Origin of the sequence: Vibrio aestuarianus (assembly GCF_012395185.1) — a bacterium.
Taxonomy (GTDB): domain Bacteria; phylum Pseudomonadota; class Gammaproteobacteria; order Enterobacterales; family Vibrionaceae; genus Vibrio; species Vibrio aestuarianus.
On record NZ_JAAZTU010000011.1, the window covers coordinates 49,430 to 71,183 of the forward strand.

Sequence of the window (21,754 nt, forward strand, 5' to 3'; positions counted from 1 at the left end):
TTATTTCTCCCCAACGGTTGATGTCGCTTGATTGCCAATAGCAACATGCAGGATATCGCCTTTCGCTTGTGGGTATTTTTCGCTATGACTGGCCGGACGATGTTGTTCACGTGCGGCAACAAAAACCACATTGTCATCACGCAAATCAGAGTTAATAAAGTGCGAAAAACGCTTCAACTGGTGTGGGCTGTTGATGGTATCAGTCCACTCGCAGCGGTAGTTGGCAATAAGTGCTGCAACGTCCGCTTCTAATTGGTCGTTAATGCCAAGTTTGTCTTCAACGATCACTTCACGAAGATAATCGACACCACCGTCTAAGTTGTCTAACCAAACCGAGGTGCGTTGTAATTTATCGGCGGTGCGAATGTAGAACATCATGAAGCGGTCAATGTATTTCAGCAAAGTGGCTTCATCTAAATCAGAAGCCAGAAGATCAGCATGACGAGGCTTCATACCACCGTTACCACATACATACATATTCCAACCAGCATCGGTGGCAATGATACCCAAATCTTTACCTTGCGCTTCTGCACACTCACGGGTACAACCTGAAACACCAAATTTCATTTTGTGTGGGGTGCGAATACCTTTGTAGCGATTTTCAATCAGAACACCTAAACCAACACTGTCTTGCACGCCAAAACGACACCATGTGCTACCCACACACGTTTTCGCCATACGCAGTGCTTTCGCATACGCTTGACCTGTCTCGTATCCTGCATCAATCAGCTTGCGCCAAATCTCTGGTAAATCGTCTTTCTGAGCACCAAATAAACCGATGCGCTGCGCGCCAGTAACCTTAGTGTAAAGGCTGTATTCTTGAGCGACATTCGCCAACACCGCAAGTGCTTGCGGTGTGACTTCACCACCAGCCATACGTGGGATCACCGAATAAGTGCCGTCTTTTTGCATGTTGCCAAGAAAGTTGTCGTTCGTATCTTGCAAACTGACGAGTGAAGGCTCAAGAACGTGATCACCCCAGCAAGAAGCTAAGATCGAGCCAATGGTTGGCTTACACACTTCACAACCATAACCTTTACCGTGCTTGTACAGCATGTCATCAAAGCTCTTGATGCCTTCGATACGAATCAAATGGAATAACTCTTGGCGTGAATACGCAAAATGCTCACAAATGTCGTTTTTTACTTCCACGCCAGATTTAGCAAGCTCGGCATTCAGAACCGAAGTCACCAATGGCACACAACCACCGCAACCCGTTCCTGCCCCGGTGACCGCTTTAATGGCACTCAAAGTATGGTGACCATCCGCTACCGCTTGGGCTATTTTCGCTTTAGTAACATCAAAACAAGAGCAGATCACCGCGGAATCAGGTAACGCATCCGCACCTAATGCTGGTTTTTCAGCCCCTACATGAGCCGGTAAAATAAGCGTATCGGGGTGTTTTGGTAGCTCAATTTCATTGAGTTTGAGTTGCAGTAAATCACCGTAGTCTGACGTATCGCCAACTAAAACTGCACCGAGCAGTTTTCTGCCGTCCTCCGAGACAGTAATGCGTTTATAAACTTCGTCTTCTTCATTTTGATAAACGTAGCTCTTACAACCCGGAGTTCGGCCATTCGCATCACCAATTGAGCCAACTTTCACTCCCAATAATTTGAGTTTGGCGCTCATGTCTGCACCTTCGAATTGGCTGTCGTTACCAACAAGATGATCAACCGCAACGGTGGCCATTTTGTAACCAGGAGCAACAAGACCAAAAAAGGTTTGATTCCAAGAAGCACATTCGCCAATCGCGTAAATATCAGGATCAGAAGTTTGACAGTGATCGTTGATAGCAACACCACCACGCGGAGCAATGTCTAGGCCCATTTGACGAGCCAATTTGTCTTGAGGACGTATCCCTGCTGAAAATACGATGAAGTCGACTTCTAAATCTGAGCCATCTGCAAACTTCATGGTATTACGAGCGTTTTCACCTTGCGCCACAATCTCTAACGTATTTTTACTGGTGTGAACTTGCACTCCCATACGCTCAATTTTATTACGCAGTTGCAAACCACCTTGTAGATCAAGTTGCTCTGCCATTAGCACCGGAGCAAATTCGACAACGTGTGTTTGCACACCTAGCGCTTTTAACGCGCCAGCGGCTTCAAGGCCAAGCAAACCACCACCTATCACAGCACCGCTTTTACTTTTCTTCGAACACGCTTCTATCGCTTTAAGATCTTCAATCGTGCGGTATACAAAGCAATCTTTACTTTCATTACCTTTAATCGGCGGGACAAATGGGAAAGAGCCCGTAGCAAGAACGAGTTTGTCATAAGACACTTCGCGCCCAGTGCTCGAGTAAACCACGCGTTTATCGCGGTTAATGTTAATCGCACGTTCGCCAATCAACACATTGATGGCATGCTTTTGGTAGAAACCTTGTTTAACAAGAGAAAGCTCTTCAGCGGTATGGTGTGAGAAATAGGAGGAAAGATGTACTCGGTCGTAAGCGACACGAGGTTCTTCACAAAAGACCGTCACATCAAGCATTGATGCGTCCATTTTTTCCACCAAATCTTCGATATAGCGATGACCAACCATGCCATTACCGATGATGACTAGCTTCATCTTGCTCATATGGGTTCCTAATTTATATAACCATTTATTGAGCGAGATTCTCAGTTATGAAGAAAAATGAATTAATGATGTAAATCAATTACAAATTCAAACTACCCTAAAGAGGTAGGCAAAATCAGCCATTCTTCAGTAAAAACAGTAAGTAACCATATTTATTGTATGGATTAATGACTTTTTAGATATCTGAGTATCACTGTAAACATTTCATAACATTACCAAAATGTAACCAACATTCACTTCAAGCATTTTTGTGTTTCACTTAACCAAGCCTTTCATTAAGCCTTCACATTCATTGGTTAAGTTAGCGTGACAACAACGAGGTCGAATGTGAAACCACTCAAACGCTATCAGTACGAACGTTACGCCGTACTGTGTAATCTTACGTACCAACGTACTTTTAAACAGACACGTTATGGTTTTGATCCTAATGGGCAACGCATCATTCGTAATCAATTTGGCAAAATCATGGTACGAGTCCTGTGGAGCCAAAATCACGAAGAAGTGATTGTCGTGATAAAAGGATCGCATAGCGTAAGTGATTGGCTTTTGAACTTTGCAATGTGGACCCGAAGCTGTCAGCACCTTGGCTTACCTTATCGCATTCATGCAGGTTTTTATCATCTGCTTCACCAAGAAAGCCAGCCTACACGCAATGAAGATAAGTTGGGTTTGTCTGTTATTGAGCGTTTAGAAAACTTTGTTACACCACTTATCCAAAATGGCAAGCGCATTACCATTACCGGCCACTCTTCAGGCGGAGCGATTGGTTGTGTATTTGCTGATTATTTAGAAAAAAAACACCCAAAATCTATCAAACGAATTGTGACTTTTGGTCAACCAGCCATCGGGGATTGGAACTTTCACAAACACTATGCTTTAGGTCACAAAACTTACCGCATTTGCTGTGATCTCGACATTGTGACATTTATGCCACCAATTCCATTGCTCTATTGGCATGTAGGGAAATTACTATGGCTGTATAACGGTAAAATTTACGAAAACACACCAACATGGATACGAATGGCACGTTCGTTATTCAGTTGGCTTGTCCGCCCATTTTCCTATCACCTCATGAGTAAATACATCCGCAATAAGGATTTTTTCGATGAACGATAAAACCAGCATTCAAACCAAAAACAAAAGCGACTTCAAATGTTTTTTACACTAAACAAATGACAAAAATAAACCATAACAAACTGAATAAAAACAAAAAATAGCATTAACCACAAATATATTAGGTTATTTATCGCTCAAAAATAAATTTGAACTCTAATTATTATCATGGCATTTTATATTTAACTAATCGTTCAATATAAAATAATCAGGATCAATTATGCCAAAGGTAGGGATGCCAGACATACGAAAACCTCAGCTTGTTGCCGCAACAATGGCGGTCATTGAACGCGTTGGATTACATGGCGCAAGTATCGCTTTAATCAGCAAAGAAGCGGGTGTCTCGACAGGGATTATCAATCACTACTTTGGCGGCAAGCATGGATTATTGGAAGAGACAATGCGTGTTGTTTTACGTGAGCTTTCAACGACCATTACTCAGCATTTAAACCAACTCCCAAAAGAGGCTCATTACGAACGCATTAATGCCATCGTAACCGGTAATTTCAAAGGGTTCCAAGCGGAAAACCAAGTTGTTAAAACATGGTTAGCGTTTTGGGCTTACTCTATGCACGACGCACAATTAAATCGCCTGCAATACGTCAATGAACAGCGGTTACTTTCTCATCTTAAGATTGAACTCAAGCCACTGCTCCCATCAGAACAGGTCAATCTCGTGGCTCATGGTATTGCGTCACTGATTGATGGCATTTGGCTACGCGGAGCATTAAACCCCAAAGGGATCGACCCAGCTCAAGCACATTCCATCATTAACGATTACCTCAATAAACAATTAGCGTTTTACGCACAATAACAACTCACTTCAGGCCTTCAAATGGAAATAAAATCGCTTTATATCAACGGAACACTCAGCTCCGCCACTTCAGGAGAACGTTTCGATACCTACAACCCAGCAACAGGTGAAGTGATAGCAAGATTGCAGCACGCCAGTGCCAATGACATTGCACAAGCTATCACCTCAGCCAAGCAAGGATTTGCGATATGGTCAAGAATGACCGCAACAGAACGCAGCCGTATTTTGCTAAAAGCAGTAAAAATACTTAGAGAACGAAACGATGAACTTGCTGTACTTGAAGTTCTCGATACCGGTAAGCCGATTCAAGAAGCCAATTGCGTTGATATTGCTACTGGCGCTGACGTCATTGAGTACTTTGCGAATTTAGCCCCATCGCTTCAAGGCGAGCAACAGCCGCTCAATGACCATCAGTTTTTTTATACTCGCCGCGAGCCATTAGGCATCTGCGCAGGCATTGGCGCATGGAATTATCCGATTCAAATCGCGATGTGGAAATCAGCGCCAGCACTGGCTGCCGGCAATGTGATGATTTTCAAGCCCTCAGAGGAAACGCCATTAAGCGCGTTAAAACTGGCAGAGATCTTCAGTGAAGCGGGAGTGCCAGACGGCGTCTTTAACGTGGTTCAAGGTGATTACCGCGTAGGTCAAATGCTGACGGCCCACCCTGATATTGCCAAAGTCTCTTTTACCGGTGAATCGGGTACCGGGAAAGCCGTAATGGCAGACAGCGCTCGCAGCTTGAAGTCTGTCACTATGGAATTGGGCGGCAAGTCACCGCTCATTATTTTTGATGATGCCAAGCTTGATCAAGCCGTTTCCGCTGCCATGGTGGCAAACTTTTATACCCAAGGCGAAGTGTGTACCCATGGGACGCGCGTTTTCGTGCACGACAGCCTCTACGATGCGTTTGTCGCTCAGCTTAAGCTGCGTACTGAACAATTAGTGGTTGGTGATCCTATGGATATCAACACCCAGATTGGCGCGTTAATTTCCAAACCTCATTTAAACAAAGTGCTCACAGCCATTGAACAAGCCAAAGCTAGCCAAGCAACTTTGCTCACTGGTGGTTATCAAGTTACCGATAACGGCCTAGATAAGGGCAATTTTGTTGCACCAACTGTTTTCATTGATTGCACTGATGACATGCCGCATGTTGAACAAGAAATCTTTGGCCCTGTAATGTCAGTGCTTAAGTTTAGCGATGAAGACGAAGTGATCGCGCGCGCGAATGGCACGCAATATGGCTTAGCGGCAGGAGTGTTCACACAGAACCTTTCACGTGCACACCGAGTAATTCACCAACTTCAAGCCGGGATCTGCTGGATAAATACTTGGGGAGATTCTCCGGCAGAAATGCCTGTTGGTGGTTATAAGCATTCTGGGATTGGCCGTGAAAATGGCATAGAAACCCTTAAGCACTATACCCAAACCAAAAGCATTTTAGTGGAGCTAGATGATTTTGCTAGCCCATATGCTTAATAGTCAAAGGAGCCTTCTATGTTAAATCACTTTGATTACATTATCGTCGGTGCGGGCTCAGCAGGTTGTGTTCTTGCCGATCGCTTAACCGAGTCTGGCGAACATCAGGTTTTACTGCTCGAAGCGGGTGGTAGCGATAAAAGCATTTTTATTCAAATGCCCACCGCCCTTTCTTACCCGATGAACAGCGAAAAATACGCATGGCAATTTGAAACCGAGTCAGAGCCCGATCTCGACGGGCGTAAATTACATTGTCCACGAGGCAAAGTACTCGGAGGCAGTTCTTCGATCAATGGCATGGTATACGTACGCGGCCACGCTTGCGATTTTGATGAATGGGAATCACTGGGCGCTAAAGGTTGGAATTATCAAAATTGTTTACCCTATTTTCGCCGCGCTGAATCTTGGATAGGTGGCGATAACGCTTATCGTGGCGGCAACGGACCCGTCGGTACTTGTAATGGTAACGACATGCAATTGAACCCACTTTATCAAGCCTTCATCGATGCGGGCAAAGAAGCCGGTTATCCAGAAACTGACGATTACAATGCTTATCAGCAGGAAGGTTTCGGACCAATGCATATGACGGTAGATTCTGGAGTTCGCGCCTCAACGTCCAATGCCTATTTACGCCGCGCGATGAAGCGCCCGAACCTCACCGTAAAAACAGGAATTGTGGCACATAAGATCTTGATTGAAGAGCAAAAGGCCATCGGCGTTGAGTTTGAAAAATCAGGTAAGATCCAACAAGCGTTTTGCTTGCGAGAAGTGATCTCAAGTGCTGGTTCTATTGGCTCTCCTCAACTTTTGCAACTTTCAGGTATTGGCCCTAAAGCGCTGCTTGAACAAGTTGGTGTGAAACTGAAGCAAGACCTGCCTGGCGTGGGTGAAAACTTACAAGATCATTTAGAGATCTATTTTCAATACCATTGCAAACAGCCGATCACACTAAACAGTAAACTCGGTTTAATCAGCAAGGGGCTTATCGGCACTGAATGGATCTTAACTCGTAAAGGATTAGGGGCAACCAACCACTTCGAATCGTGCGCGTTTATTCGCTCTCGCGCAGGGCTCAAATGGCCAAATATTCAATACCACTTTTTACCTGCTGCGATGCGGTACGACGGCCAAGCGGCCTTTGATGGTCACGGCTTCCAAGTTCACGTGGGGCCCAATAAGCCAGAAAGCCGAGGACAAGTACAAATTGTCTCTCGCGATCCAACGGTTTCACCCTCTATCGCATTTAATTACCTATCAACCGAACAAGATCGCCAAGATTGGCGCGATTGCATTCGTCTCACCCGTGAAATTCTAGCGCAACCAGCATTGGATACTTATCGGGGCGAAGAAATTCAACCGGGTGATGAGCTCCAAAGCGATAACGATATTGATTCATGGGTCAAACAGAATGTAGAAAGCGCTTATCACCCCTCTTGCAGCTGCAAAATGGGCGCAGATGACGACCCAATGGCCGTGGTGAATGAACAGTGCCAAGTGCGCGGAATTCAAGCTTTACGCGTGGTGGATTCCTCGATATTCCCAAGCATTCCCAACGGGAACCTGAATGCGCCAACCATCATGGTCGCAGAGCGCGCCGCCGATCTTATTTTAGGCAAACCGCTATTAGCCAGTACTGAAGCTCCAGTATGGATAGCACCAGACTGGCAAACCAAACAAAGAATAAAACCACCAATGAGAAAGCAGGACGCTTACTCATAAAATTTATAAAGTCAGTCAAAAATACAAGGAAATAACATGTCTATTACTAAAAAAACCGTGCTCACACTTGCAATGACGACTCTGCTCAGTGCCAATGCTTATGCTAATCAGTGCGATACCGTGCGCTTTGCTGATGTAGGTTGGACAGACATTACCGCCACAACAGCCGTGACCACAGAGCTGCTTAAAGGGCTAGGCTATCAGACAAAAATCGATTTGCTCTCAGTACCAGTGACCTACTCATCTATGGCAAACGGTGACATTGATGTATTCCTCGGTAACTGGATGCCAACCATGGAAGGCGATATCGCCAAATACCGTGAAGCTGGAACGGTTGAAACTCTACGCGCTAACTTGGAAGGAGCAAAATACACACTCGCTGTGCCTAAGTACGTTTATGATGCCGGTGTCCATTCGTTTGCTGATATCGCTAAATTTTCAGATAAATTCCGCGACAAAATCTATGGTATTGAACCGGGCAATGACGGTAATCGCTTAATCCAAACGATGATCGATGAAAACGCTTTTGGACTGAACGATTTTAGCGTTGTTGAGTCAAGTGAGGCGGGCATGGTGTCACAAGTAGCACGCTCGGTACGTCGTAATCAGTGGATTGTGTTTCTAGGTTGGGCTCCGCACCCGATGAACAGCAATGTTGAAATGGAATACCTTGATGGCGGTGACGATTACTTTGGCCCAAACTACGGTGGTGCAAATGTCTACACCAATGTTCGTCAGAATTACCTAGCACAATGCCCAAATGTCGGTAATTTATTAAAAAACCTATCCTTCTCGCTTGAAATGGAAAACCAATTGATGGAATCCATTCTCAACCAAGGCGTCTTACCAGAACAAGCCGCTCGCCAATGGTTAATCAAACATCCAGAAAGTATTGTTCCATGGCTAAAGAATGTAAAAACCAAAGCTGGAGCACCTGCACAACAAGCTATTAGCAACTATTTAGCGCCATTTAAAGCATAAATTAATTTAGAGGAGGAGGTGAGCATTTCACCTTCCGAAAGGCTATATCGTGAATTTTATTACAGATAACAAAATCCCCCTCGGCAGTTGGATGGAAAGTGGTGTTGATTGGCTAACCATCCATGCAGCCACATTTTTTGATACTGTTTCCTACTTACTTGAGACCATCATTTTATCTTTAGTTGATGTGTTTAAATGGATGCCCCCTGCCGTGCCGATTTTAGTCACTGCGGCCATTGCATGGTATCTGCATCGTCAGATTTCATTGGTGGTATTTGTCATTGCGGCTCTACTGCTTATTCTAAACCTTGGCTACTGGCAAGAAATGCTGGAAACCTTTGTCCTGGTGTTTGCCGCGACAACGATTTCCGTATTAATTGGCGTGCCATTAGGTATTGTAGCGGCGCATCGACCATGGCTTTATACGATAATGCGCCCAATTCTTGACTTAATGCAAACCGTGCCTACCTTTGTTTATCTCATTCCAACATTGGTACTTTTCGGTTTAGGTATTGTCCCTGGTCTGATCTCGACCATTATCTTTGCTATCGCCGCCCCCATTCGCCTCACCTATCTTGGGATTACTAAAGTACCAGAAGAGTTAGTTGAAGCGGGTAAAGCGTTCGGCTCTAGTCGTATGAATTTGCTGCTTAAAGTAGAGTTACCAGCTTCTCTGCCTAGTATCATGGCGGGGATAACACAATGCATTATGTTATCACTTTCCATGGTTGTGATTGCAGCCTTAGTTGGGGCTGACGGCCTTGGCAAACCCGTGATTCGTGCACTCAATACCGTCAATATTTCTCAAGGTTTTGAAGCTGGTTTAGCCATCGTTTTAGTCGCCATCATTCTCGATCGCTTATGCAAAACCCCAAATCAAAATAATAAGGAAGCATAATCATGGACGCTATTACCATTAAAAATCTCGATGTTGTGTTTAGCCACAATCCAAATGAAGCGCTGCAACGCCTTGATGCAGGTGAATCTCGCCAAGAGATTATCGATGCCTGCGGTCAAGTCGTAGGGGTAGACAATGTTAGCCTTACTGTTAAAGAAGGGGAAATTTGCGTCTTGATGGGGCTGTCTGGTTCAGGGAAGTCTAGCTTGCTACGCGCGGTGAATGGCTTGAATACCATCAGCCGGGGATCATTAGAATTAAAAGATGGCGAACGCTTTGTTGACCTTGCCAGCTGTGATAAAGCAACGCTTCAGCATTTAAGAACAAATCGTGTCTCGATGGTGTTTCAAAAGTTTGCCCTTATGCCTTGGTTATCGGTTTTAGATAACGTGGCGTTTGGCTTAGACATGCAAGGAATGAGTAAGAAAAAACGCCACCAACGTGCTCGTGAACAGCTAACAATGGTTGGCCTTGCTGAGTGGGAAGATAAATTCCCCCACGAACTTTCTGGCGGCATGCAGCAACGTGTCGGTTTAGCGCGTGCTTTTGCAATGGACAGTGACATCCTGTTAATGGACGAACCATTCTCGGCACTTGATCCACTCATTCGCGCGCAACTGCAAGATGAGTTATTAGAGCTACAAAGCAAATTAAACAAGACGATCTTATTTGTTAGCCACGATTTAGATGAAGCACTAAAAATAGGTAATAACATCGCTATTATGGAGTCAGGTAAGCTGATTCAACACGGTAAGCCTGAAGAAATAGTCCTTACTCCAAAAACTGACTACGTTAAAGAGTTCGTGGCACACACTAACCCCCTTAACGTATTAAAAGGACGTTCGTTAATGCAGCCTATCGAACAGTTAAAACAACAAGATGATCGTTGGCAGATCTGCAACAAACAAGATGTTTGGGTAGCCAAAAACGGTACAGCATTGACATTATATGGAGCCACATCAACCACACTACTCCATTGGGATACCCAAGTTAGCGATATGTCGAACATCGACTCATCAACGATGATTGTCACTACCCCTGACATTGATATGCGCAGCGCGATTGAATTGAAACACCGAACTCAAAACCCAATTCTTCTGATGGAAAATAATCAGCTCGTCGGTGTTTTAAGCGATCAAGAAATTTATAGTGCCCTACTGGGAAATTATCAAACTGAAGAGGCAGCTTGACGGCGACCTCTTCACTACACTGAAATAAACTTCATGTTAACGCCATCATTTTGATGGTGTTATTTATTGGCGAACAAATTGCCATTGCTGATTTACCCAGTTAGGGTCCACAGCTACACCAGGGGCAAATGATGAATCAGATACATCGATGGGTTCTAGTCCGAATTAAATTTCACAATTATTGACTGATAATCAACTCCTACATTCGCATATTCAACATTTTTTCCCGTGGCAAATACTGAGCAGGAAAACATGGTTACTAAAAAAACTGATAATTTCATCATCACACCATTATTAATGGTCGATCAGAAAACTCCCATAACGTAAACCTTATATATCACATTATAGAATGGATTATTAATCTGATAAGTGCCGTGTTATGAGCATACTATTCAGCACACCATTTCTATTAATGTAACGATGTTTAACAACTGCAATAATGTGTATTACTACCATAAGCAAAAGTAAAACACATGATACTCGATGAACTGAAAAGAAGAATGCGTTAACCTCAGAATTTTTTACTGGATTCGGTATTTCAAAAAGCCAAAAAAACGAGTAGTTCTCTTTCAACATTAAGAACCCGCTGACAAACACGATTAGCATTAAAAGATAAATCACGCTATGCGCTAATTTAGCGATGTGTCTTTGCAATTTTGGAATTGAAGATGGCAATTCTGGTTCGACACGAAAAAATCGCCATATCCAACGTAAAACCAAGAGAAATGCTCCTATCGTCGCCCACGACATATTAAGAACCGATAGAATATGAAATAGCTTGGGTTTGTCCATAACGAGATGCATGGCATATCCCGCTATTAATGCGTAAATGATAATGATAGCCATACACCAATGGAGTAATTTACTGAGTACGTCATACTGACCAGAATTAGCTTTTACTAATTTTGAAACTAAATTTTTTATACGAAGCATCATGATGAAAAATTTTTGAATTAATAGAATAATTATCACATTAAGTACCATTAATCACACATGAAACTTCAGGAATATTTCACCCCAGAGATTAAGCCCACCAAACATAAGCCACATTCTATAAATTTGAATTTAATTTTCATATTAAAACATGAAATATCAAAAAGAAATCAAGATCACTGCACTTATAACTATTCGATTACAACACAAGAGCAGATTTAAAAATCAATAATTAGCAAATGAAATAAAATGATAAAAACAACCAATATAGCATTAGTTCCAATAAAATTATCCCACATTCGAAGTGGAAGCATCTGTGTGTTAAATATCATATGAACCTTAACATATGCACATCTTGGGTTTTGTAATGTTGAATAATTGCTCAACACGAATAACAGCATTATAAATAACACCCCAGTTGCATAATAATTTTTGTCAACCTCCATTTGGAATATTTATGAATACATTTCCCCAAAAAACATTACTTGCTTTAACGCTAGCCAGTATCAGTTCAATAGCCATGAGCCATGGTTATGTTTCAGAGTCAGGTTCAGGTGTAGCAAGTAGCCGTGTCGCATTATGTAAAAACCCAGCACCAGATACTAATGAGAAAAACATCCAATGTGGATCTATTCAATACGAGCCTCAAAGTGTTGAAGGACCAGATGGTTTTCCTAACTCAGGTCCTGCGGATGGGCATATAGCCAGTGCTGGAAGATCCATGGCAGCTGCGCTTGATGAACAAACGAGTGATCGTTGGGTTAAACGTCCAATTCAATCTGGTCTTCAAACATTTGCGTGGACTTTTACTGCAGCTCACGTCACCAAAGATTGGAAATACTACATTACTAAGCCTAATTGGAACCCTAATCAAACTTTAAGCCGTAGTTCTTTTGACCTTAATCCATTTTGTGTCATTGATGGCCATATGCAGCGACCACCTTCCGGTGTTCAACATCAATGCGATGTTCCAACTCGTGAAGGGTATCACGTGATTTTAGCGGTATGGGATGTTGGTGATACTGCCGCTTCTTTCTACAATGTTATAGATGTTCAGTTTAATGGTGATAATCCTGGCACCCCAGATCCTGACTGGATAAATGCAGGACACATTACTCCCGCGCAAAATCTCAGAGTAGGCGATCGTGTTTTCACTCGTGTATTTGACCATTCTGGTGAAAACGCCACACTATCAACAGTATTTAAAATTGATGAACAGCATACGCAAGCAAATGATTGGTCCTATGCATTAGCAAGAAAAATCAACAGAACGCAAAGCAATATGAAAGCGGGCCAGTTAAATGAAAACACTGGTGACTTCTCTCCGACCTATGGCATAAACCCTATTTATCGAAGCAAAAATAGTAATATTGAGCGTGTTGAAATTGGCTATGATATCGCTGAAGGTCCGGAATATGACCTTCAGGTAACCGGGCTAAAAGAAGAATATGTGATAGGTAACCAACCAACAGAGATAGATTTATCTCTAGAAGCAAAGGGAGATCTTAAAGTAAGGTTAAACGTATTCAATCATGACCGTGAAAAATTAGCCTCTTTCCGTACAAAGATTAAAGATGGTCGGGTGAAAAATACCACATTATCGTTATCAAAATCTGAGACAGGGCACCATACGTTGGTGACTAAAATTCTCGATATGGATGGTAACTTCATCAGTCAACACACACAAAACTTTTTCCTAGTCGATGAACAAACTACTCCACCTCCAGCAGGCGATTATGAGTTTGTCTTCCCTGAAGAGTTTACTAACTATAAAGCGGGTACCAAAGTCCTGGCAAAAGATGGCGCTATATACCAATGTAAGGCTTTCCCTTATAGTGGATACTGTTCACAGTGGTCTCCAACTGCCACTCAATTCGAACCAGGTACGGGCTCTGACTGGCAATCAGCGTGGGATAAATTAGATCACTAATTAGTAACCACTAACAGCAAAGCGCTTTATGTTCGTAAAGCGCTTTTGAGTTTGACTTAACCTTAATTAACGCATAAAAAAAGACGCTAAAAAGCGTCTTTTTATTTTTTGGAGGCGCGACCCGGAGTCGAACCGAGGTACACGGATTTGCAATCCGCTGCATAGCCACTCTGCCATCGCGCCATTATTTGTGTTTTGTTCTTATGAACAAAGAAGAGATGGTGCCCCGGGCCGGACTTGAACCGGCACGACTCGAAAGTCGAGGGATTTTAAATCCCTTGTGTCTACCAATTTCACCACCAGGGCACGCAATTCTGAATTGCAATGCCGTAAACGGAAACGTTACACACCATCGTAAAATCTGGAGCGACACACGAGGTTCGAACTCGTGACCTCAACCTTGGCAAGGTTGCGCTCTACCAACTGAGCTAGTGTCGCACTGTGGTTCTTGTGGGCTTCCCCGAGAGAACGAGGTGTACTTTAACGGATTGAGAAAATGAGTCAACAATAAATTTTATTTCTTTGAATCAAGTGGTTAAAAAGCAAACTTACGATTATTTGGCAACCAGTTTTTGATCAAGAATAATACAGCCTCAGTAACTAAAATACTGAAGATCACCATTTTTTCATTAACCGTCCCACTAAGTTGGGGTGATATGACCAGCAATGATCAAACATTGCCATCAATTCGGGGTTACCATATTTCGATAAACTCACTGCATGAAAGCGATTTTTTTGTACTTTCAACTGCGCCACTTTTTCGAGCAATTCTTTGGGTTGCTTAGGAGCAATAAAATCTGACAATACCACTAAGTCAGCATTTTTATATTTATCCCCTTGCATCAATTCTATCGACTGAATTAATACTGGCTCTAGATCTGTGCCGCCATGGAATGAATAGCTCAAAAAATCACTCGCTTCTCGCAAACCATCTTGTTTGGTTAATTCATAGGTGATCTGCTGGGTTGAAAATAGCATTACATAGCACTCACGGTCTTCCGCTAGTGCTATCTGCATCAAAGCATAAGCCATCGCTTTAGCGCATTGCTCAGGAAAACCGTTCATTGAGCCCGATGCATCAACACAAACAATAAATGGTCCCTTATCAACATCATGCTGTTTATTTTCAGGGCGATGGGCTTTTACTTTTCTGAGCGTACGTGACTTTCCTTGCATACGGTAATTCATCAACCGCTTATCGACTAAGTGTTTGTAAAAGACAACCTCAAGTTCAGGATAAGCCAAAAACATAGTTTCATTTGGCAGAAGTTTGTTGAGATCATCGCTTTCATGAATCCCCACAATGTCATCCGTTGCTTCATCAGACTTTTCTTCCACCATTTGTAGCTCTTCAACCGGGGCTCGGTTTAGGTCTGGATCATCCACTTCTCCAGCCATTCGCCCTAATTGCTCCGCAATATCTTGTAGGCCTTTATTCTTTATTAAGAACTCAGCATGGCGTTTCATGACAGAAATATCCGTCTTACTCAGTTTGGCTGAAGCCATATCCCACAAACGGCCAACGCTCGACTCATCGCCAGATTCTGTCACTTTATCCATGTTTTTCATGGTTTCCATGCGCTGGTATAAATCGGCTAATACCTTTTCTTTGTTACTTTCTAGCTCATTGACTTGCGCCTGCTTAATCGCATCAGAAAGGCTTTGATACCATTGGTCGCAAAAAAAATGCGGAAACATGGGGTTAGTTAACCCCTTATTGTTTTCCATTAAACGACGAGCTTGAAGATAAAATGCTGAGTGCCATTCTAATTTCTTGATAACATCATTGATCTGATTAAAGAAAGTCGCTTCATCCCAATGGATAACTTCTTGGTATAGCGCAAGCTCTTGCTGAAAGCGTTCCGTTTCACACACGCGTGTAATACGTTTTTTAACACTACCCCGCCACTTAGAGAGATGGTTTTTAACCGTGCTTGAAACACCACGATTCTCAGCCATCATCATCACCTGAGAGCGAGCCAGCAAGTCATTCACCGCGGTATCAATAATGCCAGAATCAGCAATCATTAACGCCAAATTTAAGCCATCTGCACCAAGCATCTCAGCCCCCTATTCAAAAAACTGATTGAGGTTTTTAAAGCGCTGAACCGTTTTCTCACATTCCCTTTGAGTCGATTCGAGTAACTGCTGTAGATGCTGCAACGTTGCTTCCATCGCAGTTGGTAATTCAGGATCAATGAAATTATGCGGCAATGCTCCATGGAACGTGGAACGCACTTTACGCAAATGATGCTCTGCATGCTGTAATTGCATTACGGCTTGATCGGCTTTCGAGATCCATTGCTGATAGAGTTCATCGTTTAAACCTTGTTCTGTCACTAAACTGACCAACACCGAACGGTTTGCAATGTCTTTGATCACTATGTGGTTGTCGGCACTCAGCTCAAACTTCAAACGACACAAATTGGTGTTTTGGTTTACGTAGCCGTAAACATCACCATTGCCGTCTTTGATCACTCGCTCAAGCTCATTTTTAGGTACATACACCCAACGACTATCACCTTTTTCTGATTCCGATACCGACATGTTACTTTGCAGCAATACTAGTTTGACTAAATCAAATGCTGAACCAACTTTGTAGGTTTTCGCCGCTGTGGTGTCACATTGGTATACTTGCTTTTTAATCAAGCCCGTTGAGGTTTCAAGCGAAACAGGCATAGCAAATTGAGACTCTAGCTCTTGTTGAATGTCGGCAAGTTCTTCGCGGCACAATTCAATTTGCTGTTCAACGTCTTGTTGGTCAAAAGCATGTTTTAGCGCAAACTCACGGATCACATCACGCACAATATCGCGAGATTCAGGGCTGTTCCACAGACAATCTTGCAGCAAAAGTAAGTCCAATGGATTGATCGAATCTCGTCCATTAAAAAAGGCACTTGCTTTAAGTAGCTTCACCGCTTTTTTCCAGCGCCGATCTGACACATACATATCGCTGCTTGATGCCGAGGGGAGGCTGGCTATCGATTGTTCCAACATGTTTTTGAGTTCAAACAGTTTCTCAAATACGTCATCAGTCAATAGTAAGCTATCAAGCTGCTGTTGCCATGAATGGTATTCTTCATCAGTAATGGCTAACCCGTCTGGAATTCGTGCTTCTTGTGGAGTACCAACGGTCAGCATTGATTTGAAGTTCTGCTTATTTTGAATACGGTTAACAAATACTCGTACCAACATTCGATCATACAGTGCGTCTAACCCACTCTCTTCATCAGGTAGTTCATTGGAAGCGGAGACTAAGAGGCGCATTGGTACACGTTCAATATCACTGCCATTCTTGAATGTTTTTTCATTTACCACGGTCAGTAATGTATTCAAAATAGCCGGGCCTGCTTTCCAAATTTCATCAAGAAAAACCACTTGAGCAGTAGGAAGATAGCCTTGCGTTAAACGAACATAGCGGCCATTGTCTTTCAATTCTTGGATACTGAGAGGGCCAAAAACTTCCTCTGGTGTTGAGAAACGGGTCATTAAATATTCAAAATAGCTACTATTATCGAATGCTTGGATCAAGCGTTTAGCGATCAAACTCTTTGCAATACCGGGTGGACCAAGTAAAAAAACGCTTTCACCCGCTAATGCCGCAAGCAAACAAAGCTTAATGGTATCTTCACGCTCATAAATACCATCAGATAAAGCTTTCGCAAGCTTATTAATGCGCTCAGAAAGCAGTGCTTTTTGTGCATGAGATGCAGGATTAGGGTTTATCACGTCAATGCTCCAAAGGGCTCAGAATAGTATCTTTATAAATAATTTTATACATTTGTTATCATTTTGTTGCAAATGCGATTTTTTATTTTAAGCCATCCTTATAGCAGATCTCTTTTACATGAAATTTCATGGAATCATTGTTTGCAAATATGAGAGATATATCACTAATTGCAGCAATAAAATGCTCATCATCAGACTATTTTTCATTTGTCTTGGCAGAAGAAATCAGTAAGGTGGGAAGTCGAATAAAATTCCCGGCGTTGGCTACATAAATAGAAGAGTTGCATGAGCAAAACCATACATACATGGAAAAACATTTCACTGGTCGAAGAAAGCGTTTGTCTTCCGACAGGCAAAACCATTCAACACACCACCATTGTTCACCCAGGCGCCGCCGTTATTCTGCCTATTACCGAGCAAGGTGAAGTGATTTTAATCAATCAATACCGTCCATCTCTTAAGAAATGGCTTTTGGAACTCCCTGCAGGCACCATCGAACAAGGTGAACAACCTCATGAGTGTGCTCACAGAGAATTAGAAGAAGAAACTGGTTACTCAGCCAACCAACTGATTAATTTAGGCCAAGCAACACCGCTTGCCGGATTCTGCGATGAGATTCAATATCTATTCGTGGCAAAACAACTAACAAATACTGCTCGTTTGGGATGTGATGATGATGAAGTCATTGAGGTTGTTTTTCTTTCTATTGAGGAATTAGAACAGCGTATCATCAATGACCAAATCACTGATTCCAAAACAATTACCTGCTTAAGCAAAGCAAAGCTTTGCGGCTATTTATAGGAGATATCATGGATTTTCGATCCGATACAGTAACTCAACCCACTCAAGCAATGCGTGAAGCGATGGCAAAAGCAGATGTTGGGGATGATGTGTATGGCGATGACCCAACCGTTAATGCATTAGAGCAATGGGCAGCAGAGCGACACGGTTTCGAAGCGGCCTTATTCACTACATCAGGTACTCAGGCAAACTTGCTTGGCTTAATGTCACACTGTGAACGTGGTGATGAATATTTGTGTGGGCAACAAGCGCACAATTATAAATATGAAGCTGGCGGAGCCGCCGTTTTAGGCTCGATCCAACCCCAGCCTATCGAAAACAATCCAGATGGCACATTGGACTTCAACAAACTAAAAGCGGCGATTAAGCCTGATGATATCCACTTTGCGCGTACGCGTTTACTCAGCTTAGAAAATACCATCAATGGCAAAGTACTTCCGTTATCTTATTTAGCGCAGGCTAGAGAGTTTGTAAATATACACAACCTTGCCATGCATTTGGATGGTGCACGTGTCTATAATGCTGCGGTCGCCTTAGAGGTAGATGTTAAAGAGATTGCTCAATACTTTGACTCGATGACGGTTTGTTTATCCAAAGGATTAGCCGCACCAATCGGCTCGTTGTTATTGGGGTCTAAACAATACATAGCTAAAGCTCGACGCTTGAGAAAAATGCTCGGTGGCGGTATGCGTCAGGCAGGAATTTTGGCTGCAGCGGGTAAACTTGCGTTGACCGAACAAGTCGCCCAACTCAAAACGGATCACGACAATGCTCAGTATCTGGCGTGTGGGCTTGCTAAACTAACAGGCTTCTCCGTTAACCCAGACTTTGTTCAAACGAACATTGTATTCGCTAAATTAGATCCATCGATAGATATCGACGCCATTGCATTAAAACTTGCGCAAGATGGCATTACTATCTCACCAAGTAATCCTATCCGTTTTGTCACTCATAAAGATGTATCACGCAGCGATATCGATTTGCTACTAGAAAAACTTGCAGCTTATCTCTGAACAACTCACGGTTGTTAATGTGATAAAAATATTCAATAAGCAATGGGCTTCTTTCGAGGAGCTCATACTCTCATAAACACAGAGATTAATCTTAACAACTGGCCCTCCCCGAACGAGATCATCTATTATTAAAACACACGCTATCTACCGAAAAATGCCTCATTTCGTGCCATTATTGCGCATTTATGCGACTCGTTATGTGCTTTTCCGTGAATCCGATGTGTAAATCTGGTACAACTCCCTCGTAAAAATAGTAAAGAGCAAGCGAGATGACGAAAAAACAAGGCCGAAGAAGTGCCCAAGATGCCAAACAGACCAAAAGAGATATCTTAATGGTCGCAGCCGATCTGTTTTGTCAATTTGGCTACGCTCGTGTTTCGCTACGAAATATCAGTGATAAAGCCGGAGTATCACATAGTCTTCTTCGTCATCACTTCGGCAGTAAAGAGCAAATATGGCGAAGTATTAGTGATGGTCTACATCAATATACCGAGCACTACTTGCGCAGGGTCATAGCGGAAATCCCAGAAAATACACCCGTCAATCAACAGTTGTATCTGTTTACCACCCGCTTGCTTGCACACATGCTTATCGTCAAGCAACCGATCCAATTTATTGCTGATGCAGTAAGACAGGAAGACGCTCTATTTGATTATTTCATTGATAGTGCAGGTGAAATTCAACGCATCATTGAACAACTCGCCGAACAATATAACCATGAATTTCCAACAACACCGATCAAGGTCTGGGAAATAAAGTGGCAAATCATCATGTACGCGCATGGTGCGGCAAGCTTAACGCCATTTTTGAAAGAAACTTGGTCAGATGAAACTCAAGATATCACTCAATGCTTACTTAGACATTGGCAACTGTTTAATGACTTGATGGTGACAAAATTCCATATCGATGAAACACAGAAACTGTCACCCAAAAACGTCAACGAACTGGTTTACAATATTGGTTATGATTGGACCAAATAAGGGATAACACCTTATCGTTTACCACGACCTGCGTGAATTTTTAACTTTGCTTTCATTTTTCGCTTTTCCGATGAACGACTCTTTTTGGGAGAATGGCGCTCTGAAGTCACTTCTTCCAATAAACTAGGTTCAAAACCTTGTAGCCATTCTTGGGGCAAACGCTGATCTAATAATGTTTCTATCGCTTGAAGCAGATATTCTTCATCGCGGCTCATTAATGAAACCGCTAAGCCCTGCTGCCCCGCTCGACCCGTTCGACCAATTCGATGCACATAATCTTCCGCTTTATATGGCATATCATAGTTGACCACTTGCTCGAGTTGATGGATATCAATGCCTCGCGCTGCCACATCAGTCGCAATTAACGCACGTACCTTACCAGATTTAAAATCATCTAACGCTTTTTGGCGCGCACCTTGGCTTTTATCACCATTAATAGAAGCAGCTTTAATGCCATCTAACTTGAGTTCTTTCGCTAACGCATCACTACCTTGTTTAGTTTTAGTGAACACCAACACTTGCTGCCAGTTACGCGATCCGATCAGATAAGCTAAAAGCTCACTCTTACGTTTCTTATCAACTGGGTAGATCATTTGCTTAACCGTATCAGCAGTCGCGTTAGCAGGCGTTATCTGTAGCGCAACCGGGTCACGCATCATTTTATGTGCAAGTGCCTTGATTTTATTATCAAATGTTGCAGAGAAGAATAGAGTCTGACGATCTTCATTCATACGCTTCAAAATGCGCTGAATGTCAGGCATGAATCCCATATCTAACATACGGTCAGCTTCATCTAGTACCAACACTTCGGTTTGCGTCAGAATGATATTTTTGACAAATAGGTGATCGATCAATCGCCCCGGCGTAGCGATCAAAATATCCGCACCACCTCTGAGATTACGCGTTTGTACGTGCATGCTAGTGCCACCATAAGCCGTGACGACTTTCAAAGCCGTACCAGCTGCATACGCGCTTAAGTTATCAAACACTTGCTGCGCCAATTCTCGAGTCGGAACCAATACCAACGCACGGATGACTTTACTATTCGCTTCTCGCGAGCTGGGATCATCTAAAAAGCGTTGCAAAATAGGCAAGCCAAATGCGGCTGTTTTACCGGTTCCCGTTTGAGCTCCCGCCATCACATCCTTTTTCGCCAAAACATGAGGAATAGCTTGAGATTGGATCTCTGTCGGGGCATCAAAGCCTAAATGGTTTAGAGCTTCGACTAAAGGTAGAGAGAGCCCCAAGCGTTGGAATGGGTTTAAGTTATCAGACATGAGCGCTTACCTATTGGAAATAAGGGCGCGGATTGTAACAGAGAGGATGGTATTTAGCCTATTCAAAATCAATGCTCGAATTAAACACTTAGCGAGCAGCAGAGCCAGCAAAACCGCTGGCCTAGGTTATTCATTGTTGACGTGCTGTGCACATTCGTCGGTAGCGGTATCATAATCGGATAAATCGAAGCCGATTTCCATGGCATCTAGCCATTCTAAACATTCATCATTTTTATATTGGTCACTCATTGTCGACCTCCTTTTAATTTGACTTGGGCAAAATTATTACGCCACAAGGTCCTTTTTAG

General features: G+C 42.9%; 17 protein-coding genes and 3 tRNA genes. 11 read left to right on the forward strand and 9 right to left on the reverse strand.

What is annotated here, in order from left to right; translation table 11 throughout:
* Entirely contained in the window at positions 1 to 2,586 is a 2,586-nt protein-coding gene (nirB, locus tag HGG78_RS07285) for a nitrite reductase large subunit NirB (RefSeq protein ID WP_172532458.1), read from the reverse strand.
* A gap of 327 nt (positions 2,587 to 2,913) precedes the next feature.
* On the opposite strand from nirB, the gene HGG78_RS07290 reads away from it, so the two are divergent.
* The 7 genes from HGG78_RS07290 (at position 2,914) to choV (ending at position 10,783) form a co-directional block, all read left to right on the forward strand.
* On the forward strand, positions 2,914 to 3,702 hold the full coding sequence (locus HGG78_RS07290) for a lipase family protein (protein ID WP_172532459.1): 789 nt from the start codon (positions 2,914 to 2,916) through the stop codon (positions 3,700 to 3,702).
* Between the two features lie 217 nt (positions 3,703 to 3,919).
* A complete protein-coding gene (gene betI / locus HGG78_RS07295; RefSeq protein ID WP_013867931.1) occupies positions 3,920 to 4,513 on the forward strand; it encodes a transcriptional regulator BetI in 594 nt (197 codons plus the stop codon).
* Between the two features lie 21 nt (positions 4,514 to 4,534).
* Positions 4,535 to 5,995 (forward strand): betaine-aldehyde dehydrogenase, encoded by a 1,461-nt coding sequence (gene betB, locus HGG78_RS07300; protein ID WP_172532460.1) that lies wholly within the window; start codon positions 4,535 to 4,537, stop codon positions 5,993 to 5,995.
* 18 nt (positions 5,996 to 6,013) lie between these two features.
* Positions 6,014 to 7,714, forward strand: coding sequence for a choline dehydrogenase (betA, locus tag HGG78_RS07305; protein WP_172532461.1), 1,701 nt, complete (start codon positions 6,014 to 6,016; stop codon positions 7,712 to 7,714).
* Between the two features lie 36 nt (positions 7,715 to 7,750).
* Complete coding sequence (locus tag HGG78_RS07310) at positions 7,751 to 8,695, forward strand: choline ABC transporter substrate-binding protein (RefSeq protein WP_172532462.1); 945 nt, start codon at positions 7,751 to 7,753, stop codon at positions 8,693 to 8,695.
* Positions 8,696 to 8,744: 49 nt separating this feature from the next.
* Positions 8,745 to 9,593, forward strand: a complete 849-nt coding sequence (choW, locus tag HGG78_RS07315) for a choline ABC transporter permease subunit (protein ID WP_172532463.1) — start codon at positions 8,745 to 8,747, stop codon at positions 9,591 to 9,593.
* 2 nt (positions 9,594 to 9,595) lie between these two features.
* Positions 9,596 to 10,783 (forward strand): choline ABC transporter ATP-binding protein, encoded by a 1,188-nt coding sequence (gene choV, locus HGG78_RS07320; protein ID WP_172532464.1) that lies wholly within the window; start codon positions 9,596 to 9,598, stop codon positions 10,781 to 10,783.
* 357 nt (positions 10,784 to 11,140) lie between these two features.
* Here the strand turns inward: choV and HGG78_RS07325 are convergent, their stop codons facing one another.
* Positions 11,141 to 11,719: a cytochrome b gene (locus HGG78_RS07325; RefSeq protein WP_172532499.1), complete on the reverse strand. Its 579-nt coding sequence runs from the start codon at positions 11,717 to 11,719 to the stop codon at positions 11,141 to 11,143.
* 454 nt (positions 11,720 to 12,173) lie between these two features.
* Here HGG78_RS07325 and gbpA point away from each other — a divergent pair, with 454 nt between their 5' ends.
* The gene (gbpA, locus tag HGG78_RS07330; protein WP_172532465.1) at positions 12,174 to 13,646 is read left to right on the forward strand and encodes an N-acetylglucosamine-binding protein GbpA; all 1,473 of its coding nucleotides are present in this window, start codon (positions 12,174 to 12,176) and stop codon (positions 13,644 to 13,646) included.
* 109 nt (positions 13,647 to 13,755) lie between these two features.
* On the opposite strand, the gene HGG78_RS07335 is transcribed toward gbpA, so the two are convergent.
* From HGG78_RS07335 to HGG78_RS07355, 5 genes are all read right to left on the reverse strand, one after another.
* Positions 13,756 to 13,829 (reverse strand) — tRNA-Cys (locus tag HGG78_RS07335).
* A gap of 36 nt (positions 13,830 to 13,865) precedes the next feature.
* Positions 13,866 to 13,952, reverse strand: a tRNA-Leu gene (locus tag HGG78_RS07340).
* Between the two features lie 56 nt (positions 13,953 to 14,008).
* Positions 14,009 to 14,084, reverse strand: a tRNA-Gly gene (locus HGG78_RS07345).
* Positions 14,085 to 14,261: 177 nt separating this feature from the next.
* Entirely contained in the window at positions 14,262 to 15,707 is a 1,446-nt protein-coding gene (gene viaA, locus HGG78_RS07350; protein ID WP_172532466.1) for an ATPase RavA stimulator ViaA, read from the reverse strand.
* 9 nt (positions 15,708 to 15,716) lie between these two features.
* Positions 15,717 to 17,375 (reverse strand): ATPase RavA domain-containing protein, encoded by a 1,659-nt coding sequence (locus tag HGG78_RS07355; protein ID WP_172532467.1) that lies wholly within the window; start codon positions 17,373 to 17,375, stop codon positions 15,717 to 15,719.
* Positions 17,376 to 17,660: 285 nt separating this feature from the next.
* Between HGG78_RS07355 and HGG78_RS07360 the strand changes: the two genes are divergently transcribed.
* From HGG78_RS07360 to HGG78_RS07370, 3 genes are all read left to right on the forward strand, one after another.
* Positions 17,661 to 18,176, forward strand: coding sequence for an NUDIX hydrolase (locus tag HGG78_RS07360; RefSeq protein WP_171981467.1), 516 nt, complete (start codon positions 17,661 to 17,663; stop codon positions 18,174 to 18,176).
* 8 nt (positions 18,177 to 18,184) lie between these two features.
* Positions 18,185 to 19,189 (forward strand): low-specificity L-threonine aldolase, encoded by a 1,005-nt coding sequence (gene ltaE, locus HGG78_RS07365; protein WP_172532468.1) that lies wholly within the window; start codon positions 18,185 to 18,187, stop codon positions 19,187 to 19,189.
* A gap of 269 nt (positions 19,190 to 19,458) precedes the next feature.
* Positions 19,459 to 20,169, forward strand: a complete 711-nt coding sequence (locus tag HGG78_RS07370; RefSeq protein WP_172532469.1) for a TetR/AcrR family transcriptional regulator — start codon at positions 19,459 to 19,461, stop codon at positions 20,167 to 20,169.
* Between the two features lie 11 nt (positions 20,170 to 20,180).
* Here HGG78_RS07370 and HGG78_RS07375 read toward each other — a convergent pair whose 3' ends face one another.
* Complete coding sequence (locus tag HGG78_RS07375) at positions 20,181 to 21,446, reverse strand: DEAD/DEAH box helicase (RefSeq protein WP_172532470.1); 1,266 nt, start codon at positions 21,444 to 21,446, stop codon at positions 20,181 to 20,183.
* 126 nt (positions 21,447 to 21,572) lie between these two features.
* Positions 21,573 to 21,695 carry a hypothetical protein gene (locus HGG78_RS19125; protein WP_255091333.1) on the reverse strand — a complete coding sequence of 41 codons (123 nt, stop codon included), beginning with the start codon at positions 21,693 to 21,695 and terminating at the stop codon, positions 21,573 to 21,575.
* Positions 21,696 to 21,754 lie beyond the last annotated feature (59 nt).